This is a genomic window from Dactylosporangium sp. NBC_01737 (assembly GCF_035963215.1).
GTDB lineage: Bacteria > Actinomycetota > Actinomycetes > Mycobacteriales > Micromonosporaceae > Dactylosporangium.
In genome coordinates, this window is record NZ_CP109153.1 from 13,043,042 (window position 1) to 13,062,157 (window position 19,116).

Genomic DNA, 19,116 nt, shown 5'->3' on the forward strand with positions numbered 1-19,116 from the left:
GAGCCGGTCAGGAAAGATCGAAGGCTTCGAGCGCGAGCTCCAGCATCGCGGCCTGCACGGCGGGCGGGTAGGCGTCCGGGTCGGCGGACGCGAACGCCGCCGCGCCCTCCACCATGGCGATGAGCGCGACCGTGACGGTCGCCGGGTCCTGGCGCGGCCCGGCGGCCTCGACGAGCCGGCCGACCCTGGCCCGCCACGCCCGGTTGCCGTTGCGGTGCATGGCGATGAGGTCCTCGTCGGCGACGGCGGCGGCCAGGAACCCCAGCCACACCGTGCTCTCCGCGGTGGTCTGCGGGTCCAGTGCCAGCCCCTGGTGCAGCACCGCGCGCAGCGCCGCCCGGGGCGAGTCCGCCGCGGCCTCCAGGGCCTCGACCCGGGCGCGGGTCGTGTCGTGCAGCAGCTGCCGGGCGTGGCGCAGCAGCGCCCGCCGGTTGGGGAACCGGTGCATGACCAGGCCCGTCGTGCAGCCCGCGGCGGCGGCGACGGCCCTGATCGTCAGCCGTTCAAGGCCCTGCTGCGCCAGGACGTCCCAGACGGCCTTGGACAGCAGTTCACCCTGCTCCTGACGTGGCACGGGTCTCACTCCCTCATCTCGTAACAACTGTTACGGTAACACTTGTTACGACGGTGGAGGGAACGCGGATGACGGACTGGAGCATCGAGGCACGCGGCTGGGACGACCCGGAGGGCGCCGCCCTGCGCGCGGCGCAGCGGGCCGAGCTCGACGCGCGCTACGGCAGCGACGACCACGAGCCCGGTGCCGCCCCGTCCGCCGGGGACGTCGACCTGTTCCTGGTCGCGGTCAGCGACGTCGACGGCACGCCGGTCGGCTGCGGTGCCCTGCGCCGCCTGGATCCGTCCGCCGCTGAGGTCAAGCGGATGTTCGTGGTGCCACCGGCCCGCGGCACCGGCGTCGCCGCCGCGATCCTGCGCGCCCTGGAGACGGCGGCAGTGGAGCGTGGCTGGAAGACGTTGCGCCTGGAGACGGGCACGGAGCAGCCGGACGCCCAGCGCTTCTACGAACGCGAGGGTTACCACCGCATCCCGCTGTTCGGTGTGTACGCGGGATCCACGCGCTCGGTCTGCTACGAGCGCACCCTGCGCTGAAACGGGGTCGTCTCAGCGCAGGGCGCGGGTGGGGGTCAGGCGGTCACGATGGTGCCGTCCGCCTTGCGGGTGCAGGTGACGGTGCGGGCCGTGCCGGCCGCGGCGCCGGTCAGGCACTTGCCGAGCACGGCGTGGCCGGCGGCGCTGGGGTGCCACGACTCCTGGCAGGTCTGGAAGTAGGAGACGCAGGTGTTCGCGATCCGCTGGATGGCGATCTTGTCCTTGCCGGCGAGGCTGGTCACGAACACGCCGCTCGCGCCGTCCTGCAGGCGGATCGGGGTGGCGAGGGCGTTGCCGGGGCTGCCGGTGCGCTCGCACAGCCGGGCGCCGTCGAAGGCGTGCTGGACGTTGAGGTAGACCAGGTCGTCGCCGGGGAACTCGGCGGCGAGGGTGTCGCGGGTGGTGCGCACGATCGTGCCGAGGCTCTGCGAGAAGCCGTGCCCGGGGGCGAGGCTGGCCCTGTGGATCGGGCAGCCGGCGGCGTACCGCTCGGCGCCGAGGTCACGGAACTTGTCCCGGTCGTCCTGCCGGCCGTCCTCCTCCCAGTAGCTCTGCTCGAGGTCGAACGGCAGCGGGTTCGTGTAGTCCTGGAACACCACCCGGTGCTGCCCGTCGGCGTCGATCTGGTCGAGGGTGCTCAGCAGCTGCCGCACGGCGGCGGTCGTCTCCGCCGTCGCGGCCGCGACCTGCGCCGCGGTGGCGAGGTCCTCGGCGGTGCAGGGCTCCTGCTCGACCGGGCCGTTGAGGTAGGCCCAGAACTCCCACCAGCCGGTCCACGCGTCGGCGATGAACCGGTTCGCGCACTTCTCGGCCACGTCGCCGAAGGTGAAGGAGCTGTTGTTGGAGCCGAGGCCGACCAGGACCAGGTCGATGTCGTGGGTCTGCGCGACGGCCCTGAGCTGGTCGAGCTGCGCGGCGACGGTGCGGCCCTTGTCGCGGGCGCCGGACGGGTTGGCGATGTCGTGCGGGCGGCCGCCGGAGCACGCCAGGTTGAAGCGGGCCTGGATGCCGGGCAGCGTCGCCTGGTTCAGCGAGGCGTTGGCGGAGCGGTGGCAGAAGAAGGCGTTGGTGTTGGGGGCGGACCAGCCGGGGAACGGCTGCGCGACGCCGTTGACGTCGACGACCGGCTGGTAGCTGCCGGCGCCTTCCCCGCTGATGAAGCTGTCGCCGAGGGCGACGGCGGCGGTCGGCAGGGCGGCGGCGGCGGGCAGCCCTGGCACGACCGCCGCGCCGGTGGCGGCCAGCATGCCGGCCACCACCAGGGCGGTGCGACGGAACACGGACACGGCGGTCTCCTCGATCCCATCGAATGTGAAAAATCCTCTGGGTCGGGATCAGATCATGACGTCTGCATGTCCGTCAATGTTTCGATGTGATTTCCAGATAAAACCGGTCGGAATAGTTATGAAGTCGCTTTCGAGAGCGGCGGCGAGGGCCAGGAGCAGGTCCTCCCGGCCGTACCCGGCGACGAGTTGCACCGCGCGCCTGCTCAACGAGTCACGGTGAACATGAAGCAGCCGTAGGCGACGTTGCGGGAGTCGACGCGCACGACCGCAGGCTCCCGCAGGATCGCCGCGAGGACGCCCTCGGGATCGGAGCCGTCGTGCACGCGGGTCGCGGGATGGATCCAGCCACGCGCGTCGTAGGCCCGCAGCACCTGCGACCGGCCGCGCCAGTCCTGCGGGTAGCCGGTCCCCGCGGGCCCGTCGCACCGCTCGGCGTGCGCGAAGACCGCGCCGATCTCGCGGTACGGGCTCGGCGGCAGCACTGGTTCGTATCCGAACAGGATCAGCCGCTCGCCTTCGACCGCGTCGCGCAGGCAGCATCGCAGCGGTTCGCCACCGCCCGCCGTCGCCGTCTCCACCGCGTTGCCGGAGACGTCGGTTCCCTTGCTCCGCACCGATTCCAGGGTGCCGGGGTCGATCGCGTGAATCGTGAACATGCCCCGATCCTGACGCACCGGGGTGCGTCGTGGCTGGCGGGAATCGGCCGTCGCGCTCGCCGTGCGGACCAGCGCACACAGGCTTACCGTTGACGAGGTGGAGCGTGTACCCCTGGACGAGAACGCCGCCGCGCGGCAACGCCTGACCACCCTCATCGATTCCCTCGGCGACGACGAACTCGGCCGGCCGGTCACCCCCAGCTGGAGCGTTGCCACCGTGCTCGCCCAGGTCGCGTTCTGGGACCGCTGGGCGCAGATCCTGGTAAGACGCTGGCGCTCCGGTCAGCTCCCCCCGCCGACCGTGCCGCCGTGGTACGACGACGCCATCAACCACACGCTCCTGCCGACGTGGCAGGCCCTCCCCGGCCGGGAGGCGGCGAACCTCGCGCTGTCCGCCGCCGAGGCCGCGGACCACGAGATCGAGAAGGCCGAGACCCCGGTCCTCGCCGGCATCCTCGCCTCGCGCCAGTCCAACCTGCTGGACCGTGCCACGCCGCGCAACGACGCCCTCGACCGCATCGAGCACGCGCTGCGCGCCTGACCCACGGCGAAGGGCGCCGCCGGCGACGGCGACGCCCTTCGCGTGGTGCTCACTACTGGGTTGGTTACAGGCTGGGGCGCTGGACGTCGCCGCGCCACTGGCCGGATTCGCCGCCGCGCTCCTCGATGAATTCCTTGAAGCGCTTGGTGTCGGTCTTCACCTGGAGGTCGTCGACGCCGGCGGCGGCGCCGGCCTTCTCCACGATGCCCTCGGGCTGCCAGTCGAGCTGGACGGTGACCCGGGTGTCCTGCTCGCCCAGGCGGTGGAAGGTGACGACGCCGGCGTGCTTGGTGTCGCCGCCGACGCTCTTCCAGGCGATCCGCTCGTCCGGGTGCTGCTCGGTGATCTCGGCGTCGAACTCGCGCCGGACACCGCCGACCTTCGTCACCCAGTGCGTGCGCCGGTCGCCGACCTGGCTGATCGACTCGACGCCGCTCATGAACTGCGGGAACGACTCGAACTGCGTCCACTGGTTGTATGCGGTGCGCACGGGCACATGGACGTCGATGGTTTCGGTCACGCCACTCATTCGTTCCTCCGAACTCTTGATCGCGCGTTCCCTTGTCTCGTGCCCGGCCATGGCACCGGCAAACAGGATTCAGGCCTGCTGTTGGGTAGGTCGCACCAGCAGCTCGTTGACCGCCACGTGCCGCGGGCGGGTGACGATGTAGGCGATCGTGTCGGCGATGTCGTCGGCCTGGAGGCGTTCGACGTCGGCGAAGCGCTGCTTGATGCCCTCGAGGATCTCGGGGCGGTTGTGGCCGGCCAGCTCGGTCTCCACGGCGCCGGGCTCGACCAGCGAGACCCGCACGTACCGGCCGGTGACCTCCTGCCTGAGGGCCTCGCTGAAGGCGCCGACGGCGTGCTTGGTGGCGTTGTAGACGCCGCTGCCGCTGCGGGCGACCCGCCCCGCGACGGAGCTGACGTTGACCATGTCGGCGACCCGCCGCGAGCCGTCGGCGGCCGCCGCGAGCAGGTGCGGCAGCGCGGCGTGGGCGCAGTACATGAGGCCCATGATGTTCACGGACACCATGGTCTGCCACTCCTTGACGGGCGCGTCGGCCACGGGCCCCAGCAGCATCACGCCGGCGTTGTTGACGAGCGTGTCGAGGCGCCCGAGTTCGTCCACGGTCCGCTGTACCGCCGCCGCGGCGTCCTCCTGGTCGGTGACGTCGGCCTCCACGACCAGGGCGACGCCACCCTCGCCGCGGATGCGGTCCGCGAGGGCCTTCAGCCGGTCGGCGCGCCGCGCGGCGAGCGCGACGGAGGCGCCGCGGGAGGCGAGGGTGAGGGCAGCCGCCTCACCGATGCCGCTCGACGCGCCGGTGACAAGTGCGACAGTGCGTGACAGGGTTCCCATACCAGGGAAATTACCCCTCCAGGTCCCGCCTGATCTCCTCAAGGACCTTCTGGGTGTCCGTCGGCGGGCGGGCCTCCACGCAGAGCCGTTCCATGGCTTCGGCATACAGGTCGACGTCGTCGCGTTTGTCCAGATACAGGGCGCTGGTGAGCTGCTCGATGTAGACGACGTCGGGCAGGTCCTGGTCGGGGAAGCGCAGGATGGTGAACGCGCCGCCGGCCGCGGCGTGCCCGCCCGCGTTGAACGGGATGACCTGCAGCCGCACGTTGGGCAGGGTGTTGGCCTCCAGGAGCGCGTCGACCTGGCCGCGCATGACGTCGATGCCGCCGATCGGGCGGCGCAGCGCGGCCTCGTCGACGACGACCCACAGCTTCGGCGCGTCGGGGCGGGTCAGCACCTGCTGGCGCGCCATCCGCAGCTCGACCCGGCGATCGATCTCGTCGGCCTTGGCCCGGCCGTGGCCGAGCAGGACGACCGCCCGCGCGTACTCCTTGGTCTGCAGCAGGCCCGGGACGAACTGGACCTCATACGTGCGGATGAGGGCCGCGGCTGCCTCGAGACCGAGGTAGGACTGGAACCAGTTGGGCAGCACGTCGCCGAAGCGGTGCCACCAGCCGGGGTTGTTGGCGTCGCGGGCCAGGGCGAGCAGCCGCGTGCGCTCCTCGTCGTCGTCCAGGCCGTAGAGGGTGAGCAGGTCGGCGACGTCGCGCTCCTTGAAGCCGACGCGGCCGAGCTCCATGCGGCTGATCTTCGACTCCGACGAGCGGATCTCCCAGCCCGCGTCCTCGCGGGTCACACCCTGCGCCTCACGCAGGCGGCGCAGATGGGCGCCCAGCAGCATCCGGAGGACCGTGGGTCCTCCAGCCGAACCACCTTCTGGCGTTCCGGTCGTCACCTACTGCCTCCGAGTTCCTGGACGCTGCCTCCGTCGTGCCCGGGCGAGCCGGAGGTCCGTTCCGGGGGTGAACCGGAGTAAGCATGCCATGACCCGACAGTAAGCGGGAGTGGGCTCGCGTCGATCCGGCGGTATCGCAGGCGAGCCCACGCCCTCAGCGGTTGCGGTCCAGCAGGTTGTCGAAGTCGCCGTCCCTGGCCCCGGCGACGAAGGCCGCGATCTCGTCGTAGGTGTAGATGAGCGCGGGCCCCTCAGGGTCGCGCGAGTTGCGCATCGCGAATCCGGTCCCGTCGGGCAGTGGGGCCAGCTCGACGCAGTTGCCGCTGGGGTTGCTGCGGCGGCTCTTCTGCCAGGGCACACCCGGCAGGTCGCCGGCCGGCATCCCGTTGTACGTCTGCTCCATGGACATCTCTCTGCAACATGTAGTTGAAAGTTTGCCGAGAATCGGCGTCTGCACGTGCATCGGCTCTTGCGTATGCAGCCGATAACGCGCATGCTAGCGCATGTGCGAATGTGCGGGGACGCTCACAATTTGTGACTGAAACCGGACGTTCGCTCCCAAATGATCGGGTGGCTTCCCCAGCTACGATCTTGGAGGACGTGCGCATGGACCCTCTCGCCTTCCTGGCCGGTGCGGCCGCGGCGGCTGGAGCGTGCGCGGCGTGGGTCATGCAGCGCCGGGTGGCACAGCTGCAGCAGCAGCTCACCGCCGAGCGCCACGCCGCCAGCCATGACTCGCTGACCGGCCTGCCCAACCGGCGCGCCTTCTATCAGCGCGGTGCTGAGCTCGTCGCCGACGTCCGCGCACACCCCCTCGTCGCGGTCGTCCTCGACGTCGACGGGTTCAAGCAGATCAACGACGCCTTCGGCCACTCCGCCGGCGACGAGGTCCTCGTGACCATCGCGCGCCGCTTCTCCGCATGCGCGGGGCGGGGCATCGTGGCCAGGCTCGGCGGCGACGAGTTCGCCGGTCTCATCGCCGGGCGCGACGGGGAGCCCGACGAGCAGGCCGCGGGCCTCGCCGACCTGCTGGCCGCGCCGATGCGGCTCTGCGGTCAGGTGATGACGGTCAGCACGTCGGTCGGGCTCGTCCCGGTCGAACCGGACGCGCACCTCGCCGATGCGGTGCACCGGGCCGACGCCGCCATGTACCGCGCCAAGCACCACACCCAGCGCCGCCGCCCCCACCTGGTGGCGCACCAGCACATCCTGCACACATCGCTTCGATGCGAGCTGCCCGCCCACCCCACATCGGCGACCTGACAAGGACCCCCGCGATGGACCTCAAAGAGCTCGTCCGCCAGCGCCGCCGCCACCAGCCCCGTCCCAAGGGCTGGCTGGCCGCCAAACTCCACCGTGGTGAGCAGTGCCGTGACTGCCACCAGCCGTGGCCCTGCGACCAGTACGTGGCCGCCCGCAACTCGGTGCTCGTCTACGCCCTGCGACGCCTGGAGCTTGCCCGGCCCGGGAGTCTGGGGTGACAATCGCGCACATTCCGGGCCGGCCGACCTGGTTGTGCACGGGATGTCGCGAGCCCTGGCCCTGCGCCGCGAAGCGGGACCAGCTCGTCGCCGAGCACGGCGACAGCCCGGCCGCGCTGCGCACCATGATGGCGCTGCGGGTCGCCGACGCCGCCGAGGACCTGCGCCACCTCGGCGCCGACCAGCTCTGGGCCCGGTTCCTGGGCTGGCTGCCGGCGCCCGGGCAGGGGCCCGCGATCCGCTGGGTCGCGAACCCGCCGCTCGGCGGGCACCGCAGACCCGCGCCGGTCATGGAGCAGATCGACCCGCGGGGTCCGGCGTTGCGAGTGTCGCCAGCACCGGAAAGTGGTCCGACGCGGACGCCGTCGCGCCGCCGGTCAGCACGCGGCACGCCGTGAACTCCCCCGCCACCGCCGGCGACGCGAGGATGTAGTCCAGCCGCGACCGGATGAACTCCTCACCGCCGAGCGCGGTCGGCACCGTCCAGCCCGGCCCCGTGCCGACCGTGCGGAACACGTCGACGAGACCGCGGCGGGCCAGCAGCGCCATTGCCCGCGTGTCCGGGCCGCCCCGGCCGAACCAGCGCCGGTGCCGCCGCTGGACGTGCGCATACCCGGTCCACGGGTCGAGCGAGTTGAAGTCCCCCATCAGCACGACCCGCCCGCGCCGCGCCGCGAATGCAGCCAGCCGGCGGGCCTCGTACAGGCGGACGAAACCCCAATACGGGAACAGATGCGTGCTGATCACCGTCAGCGGGCCACCGTCGCAGTCCAGCTCCACCCATGCCGCGCCGTGATGGAACGGCCCGGGCACTGTGCCCTGCCGCAGGATCCGCAGGTGCGGCGCGACCAGCAGGCCGACCGGCTGCCCCGTCCGCGGCGGCGCCACGTGCAGGCGCATCCCCGTCCGCCGCGCGAGCGGCGGATCCCCGCGCAGCTCCTGCACCGCCACGACGTCGGGCGCGGCGGCATCGACGACCGCACACACCGCGTCCAGCCTGCCGCCGTTCGCGCCGGTCAGGATGTTGTACGTGAGGAGTGTCAACGACATACATTGCCCGGATGGACGTCCACAACGCTCTCCTCAGCTCCCGCGACGAGACCATCGGCACGCTCGTCGACCTGATCCGCGTACCCAGTGTGGGTGGCAGCCAAGCGGAGGGCGAGATCGTGCGGCACGTAGCCGGCCTGCTCGCGGCCGAGGGCGTCGAAACCGACCTGTGGCAGATCCCGGTCGCCGACCTCGCCGCCCGGCCCGACTTCCCCGGTATGGAGGTCGAGCGCACCGAGGCGTGGGGCCTCGTCGCCCGGCTGCCGGGCACCGGCGGCGGCCGGACGCTCATGCTCAACGGGCACCTGGACGTTGTGCCGCCCGGCGACCTGTCGACCTGGTCGGACGATCCCTACTCGGGGCGCATCGAGGACGGCCACGTGTACGGCCGCGGCGCCTGCGACATGAAGGGCGGATTCGCCGCCGCGCTGTCCGCGCTGCTCGCCCTGCACCGCAGCGGGACCCGCCTGCCCGGTGACGTCCTGCTCGCGGCGGTCGTCGGCGAGGAGGACGGCGGCCTCGGCACCTACGCGACCCTCGACCGCGGCTGGCGCGCCGACGCCTGCGTGATCACCGAGCCGACGGCCCTGGACGTCCTGGCCGCCAACGGCGGCGCGCTCACCTTCCGGCTGCGGGTGCCCGGCCTGGCCGCGCACGCCTGCGCCCGCACCAGCGGCGTCAGCGCGGTGGAGAAGTTCCAGCTCATCTTCCCCGTGCTCCGGGCCCTGGAGGCGTCCCGCAACCGCAGCGTCGACCCCATGATGAGGCGCTGGGACATCGCGTACCCCCTGGAGATCGGCACCGTGCGGGCCGGCGACTGGGCTTCGACGGTCCCCGACCTGCTGGTCGCCGAGGGACGGTTCGGGGTCGCCCTCGACGAGCCCGTGGAGGAGGCCCGGGCCGCGTTCGAGCGCACGGTCGCGGAGGCGTGCGCCGGCGACCCGTGGCTGAAGGAGCACCCGGTGACGGTCGAGTGGTGGGGCGGGCAGTTCGCCTCGGGCCGCTGCCCCGAGGGCACCGACCTGGTCCGCCGGGTCCTCGACGCGCACACGGGCACGCACGGCGGCGCGGCACCGGCGGTCGTCGGCGCGCCGTACGGCTCCGACCTGCGGCTGCTGACGAACATCGGAGGCATCCCGACGGTGCAGTACGGCCCGGGGGTGGGCTACGGCCACTGCCCCGACGAGAAGGTGTCGATCGCGCAGGTCCACGCATGCGCGGCCACGCTGGTGAACCTGGCCCTGTCCTTCTAGACCTTCGCCGCCAGGGCGATCACCGCCAGATAGCCGTCCTTGTCCTCGGTGACCTTCATCAGCATCGACTCCTGGAAGGTGGAGTCGTTGCTGTTGAGGGTATCCCGGCCGGTGTGGGTGTTGTACGGCGGCCTTCTCCCCCGCCTGTGGACAGCGACTCGGCGCCGGAGTAGAGGCCGGCGCCGTCGCGGTGCCAGATCTCCACGACCGCGTTGTGCAGCGGCTTGCACGCCGAGGAGTCCTGCGCCTTCAGCACCACGCGCAGCTTCGTGCCCTTGCGGTCCTCGCGGATGTCGCTACGGATCCTGTCCGCGTCGAAGTAGTACGGCCCCTGGGTGACCTCGGCGCTCATCGTGCAGGTGTTGGCGCCGGCGAAGAGCCCGGTGAGGTCGGCCGTGGTGGACGCCTGCGGCGCCGCCGTGCCGCCCTCGTCGCCGCCGCAGGCGGCCAGGATGCCGCCGAAGCTGATCGCGCTGATGCCGCGGACCAGCGTGCGGCGGCTGACCCGCTGACCTTCGTGGTGATCGCCTGACATGCGTCTCCTTCGTCTGCGTGGGGGTGCCGAGACCCGGACGCTAGGGATGGGGGCTGCCAGTTCCCTGCGAACATGCTTCGGGTTCGACGTCAGTACATCGTGTATCTGAAAAGTTACTCTGCGTGTTGTTAGCGCTCCCGCGCTCGTGAGGCATTGACCAAGAGTTGTAAAGACTGTTAACTAATCAGCCAACGGACGCTGCGACGCGGAAGAGGCTGGTCGATGCGGATCTCGCGCACGTTGCTGCTGGCCGGGACCGCCGGCGCGGCGATCCTGCTGCTCGCGCCCCTCACCGCGTCCGCCGCGGCGGCGTCGCTGACCGCCGCGTTCACGCAGTCGTCGGTCTGGAGCAGCGGGTACGGCGCCGAGTACACCGTCACCAACCGCGGCGACGCGGCGGCGAGCGGCTGGGTCGTCGAGTTCGACCTGCCGGCCGGCTCGACCGTCAGCAGTTCCTGGGACTCGACCCGCACCAGCACCGGGCAGCACCACCGCTTCGCCAACGCCTCCTGGAACGGCACCGTCGCCGCGGGGGCGTCGGTCCGCTTCGGGTTCAACGTCAGCGGCACGGGCGTGCCGTCCAACTGCACCGTCAACGGCGCGCCGTGCGCGGGTGGTCCGGCGCCGTCGCCCACCTCGGCCCGGCCGTCTTCGCCCGCACCGTCCGTGCCTTCGTCCCCCGTACCGTCGACGCCGCCGACGAGCGGGTCCACTGTGGACGTCTCGACGGCCGCGCAGTTGCAGGCCGCCCTGGCGGGTGCCCGTCCCGGCCAGACGATCCGGCTGGCGCCCGGGGTCTACGACGGCTCGTTCATCGGCACCACCCCGGGCACCGCGGCCGCGCCGATCACGGTCACCGGCCCGCGCACGGCGATCCTGACCAACCCCGCGAGCGCCGGCAGCGGCCCGTCGTGCCCGGTGCCGACGCCCGGCTGGGACCCCGGCTACGGGATCTGGCTGGCCGGCGCGCCCTACTGGCGGCTGGCCGGCTTCACCGTCGCCGACGCCAAGAAGGGCGTCATCCTCGACGACTCGCCGCACGTGACGATCGACGGCCTGTACGTGCACCACATCGGCGACGAGGGTGTCCACTTCAGACGGTCCTCGTCGGACGGTGTGATCCGCAACTCGACGATCGAGTACACCGGCACCGTCCAGCCCGCCTACGGCGAGGGCGTCTACCTCGGCTCGGCCAACTCCAACTGGGCCTGTCACGGCAACAGCGGCGGCGTCGACCGCTCAGACCGGGTGCAGGTGCTCGACAACCACATCGGCCCGTACGTCGCCGCGGAGCACATCGACGTCAAGGAGGGCACCGTCGACGGCGTCATCCGCGGCAACACGTTCGACGGGCGCGGCATCGCCGGGCAGAACTCCGCCGACTCCTGGGTCGACGTGAAGGGCACCGGCTACCTGATCCAGGGCAACACCGGCACGTTCGCCCCGCCGGGGACGTTCGCCAACGGGTACGAGACGCACAACCCCGTCGCCGGCTCCGGCTGCGGCAACGTGTGGCGGGACAACGTCTCCGACCTCGGCGGCGTGGGCCGCTACGCGATCAACGTGACGTCGACGTCGAAGTGCGCCGGCAATCTCAACGTCGTCCACACCTCCAACAGCGTCACGAACGCCACAGGAGGATTGACGAACATCACCCCAACAGCCGGGTGACCGATCGGTCGATGGTATATACCGATGAGTTGAATATAGTGATGGATATGACTGGCGTACCCTTACGTGAACCGACGTTCCTCGTGCTGACCGCACTGGCGGCCGAGCCGCAGCACGGCTACAGCGTCCTGGAGGACGTGCGGCGCATCTCCGACGACCGGGTCCGCCTGCAGGCCGGCACGCTGTACGGGATCCTCGACCGGCTCAGGGTGGACGGGCTGATCGAGGTCGACCGGGAGGAGGTCGTCGCGTCCCGGCTGCGCCGCTACTACCGGCTCACGGCCCCCGGCCGCGATCTGCTCAGCGCGGAGACCGACCGCCTGCACCGCAACGCCGCCGCGGCCGACCGCCGGCTGCGGCAACTGCGCCTCGCCACCGACACCGCGGCCTGACACAGGCCGCCGCGGCGTGACGGGGGCGCCGCGGTTCGTCAGGTGGTGCTGATGCGCAGCAGCGACTCGCGGAGGCGAGTCAGCTCCTCGGCGCCCAGCAGCGCCGCGAAGTCGCCGTCGACCGCCGCCATCGCCGCGGGCGCGCCGGCGAGAAAGCTCGTGCCGCGGTCGGTCAGCGCCACCACCACGGCCCGCTGGTCATGCGGGTCCTGACGACTGGACACGTAGCCGAACCCCTCGAGCTCCTTCACCAGGCGGCCCGCCATCTGCCGGGTCATGCCCGCCTTCACCGCCAGGTCGGTGATCCGCATGCCCGCCGGGTCCAGGTTCGTGATGACCGGCAGGTGGCCGAGGCGGATCTCGCTGTGCCCGCTGGCCTGCAGCTTCGCCAGGGACGCCGCCTGGGCGCGCCGGTGTGCGTGCAGCAGCAGCCGGCCCAGCGGCATCGCGCGGAGCTCGTCAGGCGTGAGATCGGACATACGAAACCCCGTTTACAAAGTACGAAACCTGGTTTAGCTTTTGAGGCACCGGAACCAACCCATCACGGAGGACAAACATGAGTATCGTCCGTGCGGCCGACGCGCCGCGATTCGAGCTCGACGGCTCCAAGTTCACGGTGTTCGCGGGGCCCAGCAACGGCTCCACCCAAGTGTGCGCATGGCGGCTCACGGTCGCCGCGGGGCACGAGTCGATGCCGCACAGCATCGACCGCGACGAGGTGTTCATGGTGCTGTCGGGGCAGCTGCGGGTCACCCCCGGCGGCGAGGTCCTCGGCGCCGGCGACTCGGTCGTCGTGCCGGCCGGCGAGCCGATCGCGGCGCACAACCCGGGCGCCGAGCCCGCCGAGGTGTATGTCACCGTCCCCGCCGGTTTCACTGCCTACCGCGCCGACGGCACCCTGTTCGGCACCCCGCCCTGGGCGGCGTAACGCGCAGGGGTGACCCCGACGTGCCGGACGAAGTGCCGGTGCAGGTGTGACTGGTCGTGGAACCCGGCCTCCGCGGCCACGTCGGCAGGGCGCCGGCCGTCCAGCAGCAGCCGGCGTGCCTGCTCGACGCGGCGGCCCACCAGGTACCGGTGCGGCGGCAGCCCGAACGTCGCGGTGAACGACCGCACCAGGTGCCCGGGATGGCTCTGCAGCAGCGCGCCGGCCTCCTGCAGCGTGATGCCGTCCCGGGTCCGCGCGTCGAGGAGGTCGCGCAGCTCCCCGGCGAGCCCCTTCGACAGCTCCGCCGGTGGGGCGGCGACCCGGCCGAAGTGGCCTCGCAGGCGGTCCCGGATCAGCGCGAGCCGGCTCTCCGCCTCCAGCTCGTCGCCGGGCGCGTCCAGCGCCAGGTGCAGCTGGTGGATGCGCTGCCGCAGCAGCGGGTCGTCGACGCCGGGACGGTCGACGGCGGCGCCGGCCAGGCCCGCGGGCAGCACGGTGGTGTCGAGGTAGAGCACCCGCTTGCGGAAGCCGTGACCGGTCGCCGCCCGGCCGTCGTGAGCGACGTTCGGGGGCAGCAGGGTCACCGACGTGCCCGCCGCGCCACGATGATGCCGGTCCAGGTCGAAGCGGATCGCGCCCTCGTCGACGATGAGCAGCGTCCAGGCGTCGTGGACGTGCGGCGGATAGGCGTGATCCACGAAGTGCGCGTGGAACACCTCGGCGATGCCGGGCACCCTGGGCCGCCATGCGATGACGAGCTCCATGTGCACAACGTACAAGACCGCGCAGGTCAGGACCGGCACGCTGGGTCCATGACGTTCCCCACGAAGATCGCCGTGCTGCTGCGGGACGACCTGGCGACCTGGCAGCGCCTCAACGTGACCGCGTTCGTCGTCAGCGGCATCGCCGGCACGGCACCGCAGCTGCTCGGCGAGGACTATCTCGACGCCGACGGCACCCGGTACCTGCCGATGTTCGGCCAGCCCGTCATGGTCTTCGAGGGCGACGCGGCGATCCTCGCGGCGGTGCACCGCAGGGCCGTGGAACGTTCGGTCGCGTGTGCAACGTTCACGGAGGAGCTGTTCAAGACCGGTAACGACGAGGACAACCGGGCCGCCGTCCGCGCCGTGCACCAGGCAGATCTCCGGCTCGTGGGGATGGCGGTGCACGGTCCCCGCAACGCCGTCGACAGAATCGTCAAAGGGGCCCGCCTGCATCGTTAGGCTCCGGCGGCATGGAACTGCCTTGCGCTGAACGGCTCCCGGTCTCCTTCGAAGGGATGGGCGCCGGCAGCGGGCCGCTGTCCTGGGGGCAGATCGAGAGCTGGAACGCGGTGCGCACCCTCGGGCACTGGATGCCGATCGGCGGTGCACTGCCGCTGAAGCCCGGCACCACCGTCGAGGACATGGCCGGCGAGCTGCGCCACCACCTGAGCCGCCACCCGTCCCTGCGCACGCTGCTGCGGATCCCGGCCGACGGCAGCACCCCCACGCAGGTCGTCCACGGCTCCGGTCACTCGATACTGGAGGTGTACGAGGCGGGCGCCGACCCGTCCGGCGTCGCCTCGGCGGTGGCCGGACGGTACCGCGACACGGACCTGGACTTCACCGCGGAGTATCCGATCCGGATGGCGGCCGTGCTGCACCACGGCGTGCCCAGCCACGTCGTCGCGCTCATCTCCCACTTCGCCGCCGACGGCGCCGGCGCGCAGGCGATGCTCCGCGACGTCGCCGAGCGGCCCGCGGCGCCGGTGGCCGGGCGGCAGCCCCTCGACCAGGCACTGTGGCAGGCCTCGCCGACCGGCCGCCGGCAGAACGAGGCCGCGCAACGGCACTTCGAGGGCATCCTGCGCACCATGCCGCCGGCCCGGTTCCGCGCCCCGGCCGCGCCGTCGAGCCCCCGTTTCTGGCGGGCCGCGTTCGACTCGGCCGCGCTGCCCCTTGCCTTGCGGGCGTTGAGCGCCCGCACCGGCGCCGACCCGTCGGCGACGCTGCTCGCCGTGTTCGCCATGGCCGTGCACGCGACGTGCGGCGTGGACCCGGTGGTCGTGCGCCCGCTGGTGAGCAACCGTTTCCGGCCCGGGTTCGCCGACGTGGTCTGCACCGCCGTGCAGGCCGGGCTGTGCCAGGTGCCGGTCGCCGGCCTGGGCTTCCAGGACGTCCTGCCGCAGGCCAGGCGGGCGGCGATGAGCGCGTACAAGCTGGCGTACTTCGACCAGCGGGACCTGTTCGCGCTCGTCGACCGGGTCGGCGCGGAGCGCGGGGAGCGCCTCGAGATCGGCTGTTTCCTCAACGACCGCCGCGATCCGTCCGCCGGCGCCGGCGGTCCCACTCCGACCTCCGCCGAGATCCAGGCGGCGCTGCCGCAATCGTCGTTCGCGTGGGTGGTCCGGCGGGCGGCGCCCGGCTTCGAGCCGATGATCCTCGACGTCGAGGACACTGCAACCGGGTTGCGGTGCACGGCGCACACGGACACGGCGTACATCTCCCCGGACGACACGTCGGCGCTGCTGCATCACCTGGAGCGCATCGCGGTCGACTGCGCGGTCACGGCGCCAGGTGCTCCGCCAGCGTCAGCGCCGTCAGGGCCGCCTCGTCCAGCGGTGGCACCGGCCGTGTCACCGTGACGGCGTCACCGGCTGCAACGAAGTTGCGGACTTCCAGGTGGACGTGTCCGCCGTCGGGACGATAGGTGTCGACCGTCAGGAGGACGGCACCGCCGCCGCGGTCGGCCCGGGCCCGGTAGACGACCGTGCCGTCCTGCCGCTCCTCCCGCACGCAGGTGGCGCCGTCGTCGGCCCCGGCGCACCCGCGCCCTGCCGGGGCGGGCGCCCGCGTGACCCAGCCGTCGAGGCGGGCGACGCCGGCGCCGTCGACGGCGACGATTCCGACCGTGAACCGCCCGGGGGTGGAGTCCGTCCGCACGGCGACGCCGAGGTCGGCGTGGAACGAGAACCCCTGCTCGCAGGTGAACGCGTCCAGCAGCGTCGCGCCGGGCAGCGCCTGCCGCAGCGGGCCGGCGAGCGCGGGCGTCAGCTTGCCCTCCTGCACGGCCACGAGCCTCCCGGCCGCCTCCTCCGCCTCGGTGCTCGCCGCCGGCCGGGTGACGCCGCTCGGCTCGCATGCCACCGGCGGCTGGGCGGCGCCGCCGTCCCGGTGCCGGGCCGCCGGCACCGCCACGGCGACCGCGACGGCCGCGACGGCCACCGCGGCCGTGACCGCCGCGAGGACCCTGGTCCTGCGCCGGTGCCGGTGGGCCCGGCGCACGACGGCGTCGAGGTCGACGGACGACGGCGGCGCCGGGGGGTCGAGGTCACGCAGGGCGTCGGTCAACTGGTCCACGGCGACTCCTTCTGTACCGAAAGGCGCTTCCGCAACGTGTCGAGGGCCCGTGCCGCCTGGCTCTTGACCGTGCCGGTGCTGCAACCGAGTTCCCGCGCCGTCTCCTCGACGGACAGGTCGCAGCAGTACCGCAGCACGACCACCGCACGACGGCGCGCCGGCAACTCGTCCAGCAGCGCCAGCAGCGACACCCGAACGTCGACGGCGTCGCTCTCCCCCGCCGCCGCCCGATCCGGCAGGGTCTCCAGCGGGTGCTCACGGCGCCAGGGGCGGCGGCGTTCGTTGAGCATCGTGCGCACCAGGACCCGCCGGACGTAGCCGTCGATGTTTTCCGCCGCCGACACCCGCGGCCACTGCAGCAGCAGCCGCACCAGCGTCGCGGACAGCACGTCGTCGGCGGTGTGCCAGTCGCCGCACAGCAGGTACGCGACCCGGCGCAGCGCCGGCAACCGGGTGCTCACATATGTGCGGTAACCCTCGACATCCGTTGCCACACCCACCTGACACCGGCGGTGGCGCCCGGGGTTGCCTGCTGTGCGGTATTGCTCCTGCGCGCTATTGCTCCTGGTTGCGCAGGAGCTCGGCGAACTCGGGGTAGGACAGGTCAGACTTGGGAAGGATGCCCGCCTCGACCATCGCGGGACCGAGTTCCTGCCGGACCTGCGGGTCGGCGCACTCCAGGCCGAACTGGACGACCTCGGCGACGACCTCGGCGGTGCCGGCACGGAAGAAGGTGCCGCTGTCCACCTGGTACAGCCACGCGTCGAACCGGACCTCGTCGCCGTCGGCGACCCGCCACAGCGTGCAGAACCCGCGGAAGCCGGCCTCGTCCTGATCGTCATCGGTGAGCCGCGCCTCGGCGTCGAGGTCCTCGCCGTCATACAGCCGGCCGGCGGCCCGCAGCTGCTCACGCTCGATGGGGCTCAGCTCGGCCGGGTCGTTGATCTCCCGCTCGTCCACGAAGCGACTCGCCACGGCGCACAGCGTACCGGCCGCCGGGCGTCAGACGGTGCCGAGCGTGTACGCCACCTCGTCGAGCAGCTCCCGGGCCAGGAATCCGGTCCGGCCGTGTCGCGGGGCGAGCCGCTGGCCGCTGACCGCGTGCGCCCAGGTGCCCCAGCAGGCCGCCTGGTCGGGGTCGGCGCCGCGGGCCAGGAGCCCGGCGATCACGCCGGCGAGGACGTCACCGCTGCCGGAGGTGCCGAGCCCGGCGTCGCCGCTCTCCTCGGACCAGACGCGGCCGTCGGGTGCGGCGATCGTGCCGTACAGGGTGACCACCGCGGAACAGCGTCGCGCCACCGCGGTCGCGACGGCGGCGAGATCGTCCCCGCTGCCGACGGAGTCCGGGCGGCCCAGCAGGTAGCCGGCCTCGGTCACGTTCGGGGTGAGCACGACGCGCTGCGGGCGCCCGTCGAGCAGCTCCGGGTCGCGGCTGAGGGCGCCCAGCGCGTACGCGTCAAGGACCAGACCGGCGTCGGGCCGCAGTATGTCCAGGACGGCGCCCAGCAGGGCCGCGGTCTCGTCGATGTCGTCGAGTCCCGGGCCGATCGCGACGGCATCGGCGTCGGCGGCGAGGTCGAGCAGCCGCTTCGGCGCGTCACCGGCGACGCTGCCCGACGCGGTCTCCGGCAGGCCGATGACGGCCGCCTCCGGCACCGCGATGCTCAGTGCCGCGGCGGTGCTGTCGGTGACCGCCAGTTGCAGGCGTCCCGCACCGGCGCGCAGCGCGGCGACACCGGCCAGCAGTACTGCGCCGGGCGTAGAACGGGAGCCACCGACGACAAGGACGGTGCCGCGGTCCTTCTTGTCCGTCGTACCGGTGCGCAGCGGCCACTCGCGCAGCAGGCCGGGCGTGATCGTGCTGTGCTCAGACGTCGGCACTGACGTCCTCCTGCCTGGTTGCCGGGGTGCCCTCGCGGTGCAGGTGCTCGACGGCGTTGAACCGTTCGGGAAGCCACCGGTCGCCGTCGCGGCGCCAGCTGCTGACCGAGCAGTTGCCCAGGGCCGTCGCCCGGGCGATCTCCAGCAGGCCCGGCTCGTCGAGGCCCTCCACCAGGTACCGCACGAGCATGACGACCGCCTCGTGGCCGAACAGGACGACCCGCCCGCCGGGGTACGCAGCCCGCACGTCAAGCAGCAGTGACCGCAGCCGCAGCAGCACGTCGGCCCAGGACTCGCCGCCGGGTGGGCGGTAGTAGAACTTGCCGAGCCGCCGGCGCCGGGCCGCCTCCAGCGGCAGCCGGGCCTCGACGCCGCGGGCGGTGAGCAGGTCGATGACGCCGAGCTCGCGGTCGCGGAGGCGCTCGTCGAGGACGGCCGGGATGCCGGAGCCCGCGAGCGCCAGCTCTGCGGTCTGCCGGGTCCGCAGGTACGGCGACACGACCGCCACCTGCGGCCGCTCCCCGGCGGGCAGCTCGGCGATCCACCGGCCGACGGCCTGCGCCTGCGAGCATCCGAGCTCCGACAGCGGGACGTCGGCGTCGCGCTCGGGGATGGCGATCTCCTCCAGTCCACCCGCCTCCGCTTGTTGTGCAAGCACATTTCCGGTCGACTGCCCGTGCCGGACGACGCCGAGCCACTGGAGTTCCGCCATGCCCTACCTTTGCCCCGGCCAGATTCC

At 72.4% G+C, this 19,116-nt stretch carries 26 protein-coding genes; 10 read left to right on the plus strand and 16 right to left on the minus strand.

Features of this window, described 5'->3' with window-relative positions:
* Positions 1 to 7: 7 nt before the first annotated feature.
* Positions 8 to 574 (minus strand): TetR/AcrR family transcriptional regulator, encoded by a 567-nt coding sequence (locus tag OHA72_RS60180; protein ID WP_327005038.1) that lies wholly within the window; start codon positions 572 to 574, stop codon positions 8 to 10.
* Positions 575 to 642: 68 nt separating this feature from the next.
* Here OHA72_RS60180 and OHA72_RS60185 point away from each other — a divergent pair, with 68 nt between their 5' ends.
* On the plus strand, positions 643 to 1,107 hold the full coding sequence (locus tag OHA72_RS60185; RefSeq protein WP_327005039.1) for a GNAT family N-acetyltransferase: 465 nt from the start codon (positions 643 to 645) through the stop codon (positions 1,105 to 1,107).
* A 35-nt stretch (positions 1,108 to 1,142) separates the two neighbouring features.
* Here OHA72_RS60185 and OHA72_RS60190 read toward each other — a convergent pair whose 3' ends face one another.
* Positions 1,143 to 2,354, minus strand: coding sequence for an SGNH/GDSL hydrolase family protein (locus OHA72_RS60190; RefSeq protein WP_327011895.1), 1,212 nt, complete (start codon positions 2,352 to 2,354; stop codon positions 1,143 to 1,145).
* Between the two features lie 242 nt (positions 2,355 to 2,596).
* Complete coding sequence (locus OHA72_RS60195; RefSeq protein WP_327005040.1) at positions 2,597 to 3,049, minus strand: DUF1203 domain-containing protein; 453 nt, start codon at positions 3,047 to 3,049, stop codon at positions 2,597 to 2,599.
* A 97-nt stretch (positions 3,050 to 3,146) separates the two neighbouring features.
* On the opposite strand from OHA72_RS60195, the gene OHA72_RS60200 reads away from it, so the two are divergent.
* Positions 3,147 to 3,590, plus strand: coding sequence for a hypothetical protein (locus tag OHA72_RS60200; protein ID WP_327005041.1), 444 nt, complete (start codon positions 3,147 to 3,149; stop codon positions 3,588 to 3,590).
* Between the two features lie 64 nt (positions 3,591 to 3,654).
* On the opposite strand, the gene OHA72_RS60205 is transcribed toward OHA72_RS60200, so the two are convergent.
* The 4 genes from OHA72_RS60205 to OHA72_RS60220 all read right to left on the minus strand — a co-directional run bounded on the left by OHA72_RS60205 (position 3,655) and on the right by OHA72_RS60220 (position 6,248).
* Positions 3,655 to 4,119 carry an SRPBCC family protein gene (locus OHA72_RS60205; protein WP_327005043.1) on the minus strand — a complete coding sequence of 155 codons (465 nt, stop codon included), beginning with the start codon at positions 4,117 to 4,119 and terminating at the stop codon, positions 3,655 to 3,657.
* Positions 4,120 to 4,188: 69 nt separating this feature from the next.
* Positions 4,189 to 4,950, minus strand: a complete 762-nt coding sequence (locus tag OHA72_RS60210; RefSeq protein WP_327005044.1) for an SDR family NAD(P)-dependent oxidoreductase — start codon at positions 4,948 to 4,950, stop codon at positions 4,189 to 4,191.
* 10 nt (positions 4,951 to 4,960) lie between these two features.
* Positions 4,961 to 5,845 (minus strand): Sco1979 family transcriptional regulator, encoded by an 885-nt coding sequence (locus OHA72_RS60215; RefSeq protein WP_442788457.1) that lies wholly within the window; start codon positions 5,843 to 5,845, stop codon positions 4,961 to 4,963.
* 154 nt (positions 5,846 to 5,999) lie between these two features.
* The gene (locus tag OHA72_RS60220) at positions 6,000 to 6,248 is read right to left on the minus strand and encodes a DUF397 domain-containing protein (RefSeq protein ID WP_327005046.1); all 249 of its coding nucleotides are present in this window, start codon (positions 6,246 to 6,248) and stop codon (positions 6,000 to 6,002) included.
* 203 nt (positions 6,249 to 6,451) lie between these two features.
* On the opposite strand from OHA72_RS60220, the gene OHA72_RS60225 reads away from it, so the two are divergent.
* Positions 6,452 to 7,108, plus strand: a complete 657-nt coding sequence (locus OHA72_RS60225) for a GGDEF domain-containing protein (protein WP_327005047.1) — start codon at positions 6,452 to 6,454, stop codon at positions 7,106 to 7,108.
* 14 nt (positions 7,109 to 7,122) lie between these two features.
* A complete protein-coding gene (locus OHA72_RS60230) occupies positions 7,123 to 7,326 on the plus strand; it encodes a hypothetical protein (protein ID WP_327005048.1) in 204 nt (67 codons plus the stop codon).
* A gap of 288 nt (positions 7,327 to 7,614) precedes the next feature.
* Here OHA72_RS60230 and OHA72_RS60235 read toward each other — a convergent pair whose 3' ends face one another.
* A complete protein-coding gene (locus OHA72_RS60235) occupies positions 7,615 to 8,370 on the minus strand; it encodes an endonuclease/exonuclease/phosphatase family protein (protein WP_327005049.1) in 756 nt (251 codons plus the stop codon).
* Positions 8,371 to 8,387: 17 nt separating this feature from the next.
* On the opposite strand from OHA72_RS60235, the gene OHA72_RS60240 reads away from it, so the two are divergent.
* The gene (locus OHA72_RS60240; RefSeq protein WP_327005050.1) at positions 8,388 to 9,629 is read left to right on the plus strand and encodes an ArgE/DapE family deacylase; all 1,242 of its coding nucleotides are present in this window, start codon (positions 8,388 to 8,390) and stop codon (positions 9,627 to 9,629) included.
* Positions 9,630 to 9,687: 58 nt separating this feature from the next.
* Here OHA72_RS60240 and OHA72_RS60245 read toward each other — a convergent pair whose 3' ends face one another.
* Complete coding sequence (locus tag OHA72_RS60245) at positions 9,688 to 10,164, minus strand: peptidase associated/transthyretin-like domain-containing protein (RefSeq protein WP_327005051.1); 477 nt, start codon at positions 10,162 to 10,164, stop codon at positions 9,688 to 9,690.
* A gap of 222 nt (positions 10,165 to 10,386) precedes the next feature.
* Between OHA72_RS60245 and OHA72_RS60250 the strand changes: the two genes are divergently transcribed.
* Both OHA72_RS60250 and OHA72_RS60255 read left to right on the plus strand, forming a co-directional pair.
* A complete protein-coding gene (locus OHA72_RS60250) occupies positions 10,387 to 11,835 on the plus strand; it encodes a cellulose binding domain-containing protein (RefSeq protein ID WP_327005052.1) in 1,449 nt (482 codons plus the stop codon).
* Positions 11,836 to 11,882: 47 nt separating this feature from the next.
* Positions 11,883 to 12,227, plus strand: a complete 345-nt coding sequence (locus OHA72_RS60255; protein ID WP_327005053.1) for a PadR family transcriptional regulator — start codon at positions 11,883 to 11,885, stop codon at positions 12,225 to 12,227.
* Between the two features lie 38 nt (positions 12,228 to 12,265).
* Here OHA72_RS60255 and OHA72_RS60260 read toward each other — a convergent pair whose 3' ends face one another.
* On the minus strand, positions 12,266 to 12,706 hold the full coding sequence (locus tag OHA72_RS60260; protein ID WP_327005054.1) for a MarR family winged helix-turn-helix transcriptional regulator: 441 nt from the start codon (positions 12,704 to 12,706) through the stop codon (positions 12,266 to 12,268).
* A gap of 77 nt (positions 12,707 to 12,783) precedes the next feature.
* Here OHA72_RS60260 and OHA72_RS60265 point away from each other — a divergent pair, with 77 nt between their 5' ends.
* Complete coding sequence (locus tag OHA72_RS60265; RefSeq protein ID WP_327005055.1) at positions 12,784 to 13,155, plus strand: cupin domain-containing protein; 372 nt, start codon at positions 12,784 to 12,786, stop codon at positions 13,153 to 13,155.
* Here the strand turns inward: OHA72_RS60265 and OHA72_RS60270 are convergent.
* The gene (locus OHA72_RS60270) at positions 13,107 to 13,919 is read right to left on the minus strand and encodes a helix-turn-helix transcriptional regulator (RefSeq protein WP_327005056.1); all 813 of its coding nucleotides are present in this window, start codon (positions 13,917 to 13,919) and stop codon (positions 13,107 to 13,109) included. The two genes, OHA72_RS60265 and OHA72_RS60270, sit on opposite strands and share 49 nt — an antisense overlap.
* A 48-nt stretch (positions 13,920 to 13,967) precedes the next feature.
* Here OHA72_RS60270 and OHA72_RS60275 point away from each other — a divergent pair, with 48 nt between their 5' ends.
* Positions 13,968 to 14,378, plus strand: coding sequence for a DUF2000 family protein (locus tag OHA72_RS60275; RefSeq protein WP_327005057.1), 411 nt, complete (start codon positions 13,968 to 13,970; stop codon positions 14,376 to 14,378).
* An 11-nt stretch (positions 14,379 to 14,389) separates the two neighbouring features.
* The gene (locus tag OHA72_RS60280; protein ID WP_327005058.1) at positions 14,390 to 15,781 is read left to right on the plus strand and encodes a condensation domain-containing protein; all 1,392 of its coding nucleotides are present in this window, start codon (positions 14,390 to 14,392) and stop codon (positions 15,779 to 15,781) included.
* Here the strand turns inward: OHA72_RS60280 and OHA72_RS60285 are convergent.
* From OHA72_RS60285 to OHA72_RS60305, 5 genes are all read right to left on the minus strand, one after another.
* Positions 15,702 to 16,496: a hypothetical protein gene (locus tag OHA72_RS60285; RefSeq protein ID WP_327005059.1), complete on the minus strand. Its 795-nt coding sequence runs from the start codon at positions 16,494 to 16,496 to the stop codon at positions 15,702 to 15,704. The genes OHA72_RS60280 and OHA72_RS60285 overlap by 80 nt on opposite strands.
* Positions 16,484 to 16,957: a SigE family RNA polymerase sigma factor gene (locus tag OHA72_RS60290; RefSeq protein WP_327005060.1), complete on the minus strand. Its 474-nt coding sequence runs from the start codon at positions 16,955 to 16,957 to the stop codon at positions 16,484 to 16,486. Before OHA72_RS60290 ends, OHA72_RS60285 begins: the two co-directional genes overlap by 13 nt.
* A 94-nt stretch (positions 16,958 to 17,051) precedes the next feature.
* On the minus strand, positions 17,052 to 17,471 hold the full coding sequence (locus OHA72_RS60295; RefSeq protein WP_327005061.1) for a hypothetical protein: 420 nt from the start codon (positions 17,469 to 17,471) through the stop codon (positions 17,052 to 17,054).
* Positions 17,472 to 17,498: 27 nt separating this feature from the next.
* Positions 17,499 to 18,377, minus strand: a complete 879-nt coding sequence (locus OHA72_RS60300) for an NAD(P)H-hydrate dehydratase (protein ID WP_327005062.1) — start codon at positions 18,375 to 18,377, stop codon at positions 17,499 to 17,501.
* Entirely contained in the window at positions 18,364 to 19,089 is a 726-nt protein-coding gene (locus OHA72_RS60305; RefSeq protein WP_327005063.1) for a histidine phosphatase family protein, read from the minus strand. The genes OHA72_RS60300 and OHA72_RS60305 overlap by 14 nt, the downstream gene beginning before the upstream one ends.
* Between the last annotated feature and the right edge of the window lie 27 nt (positions 19,090 to 19,116).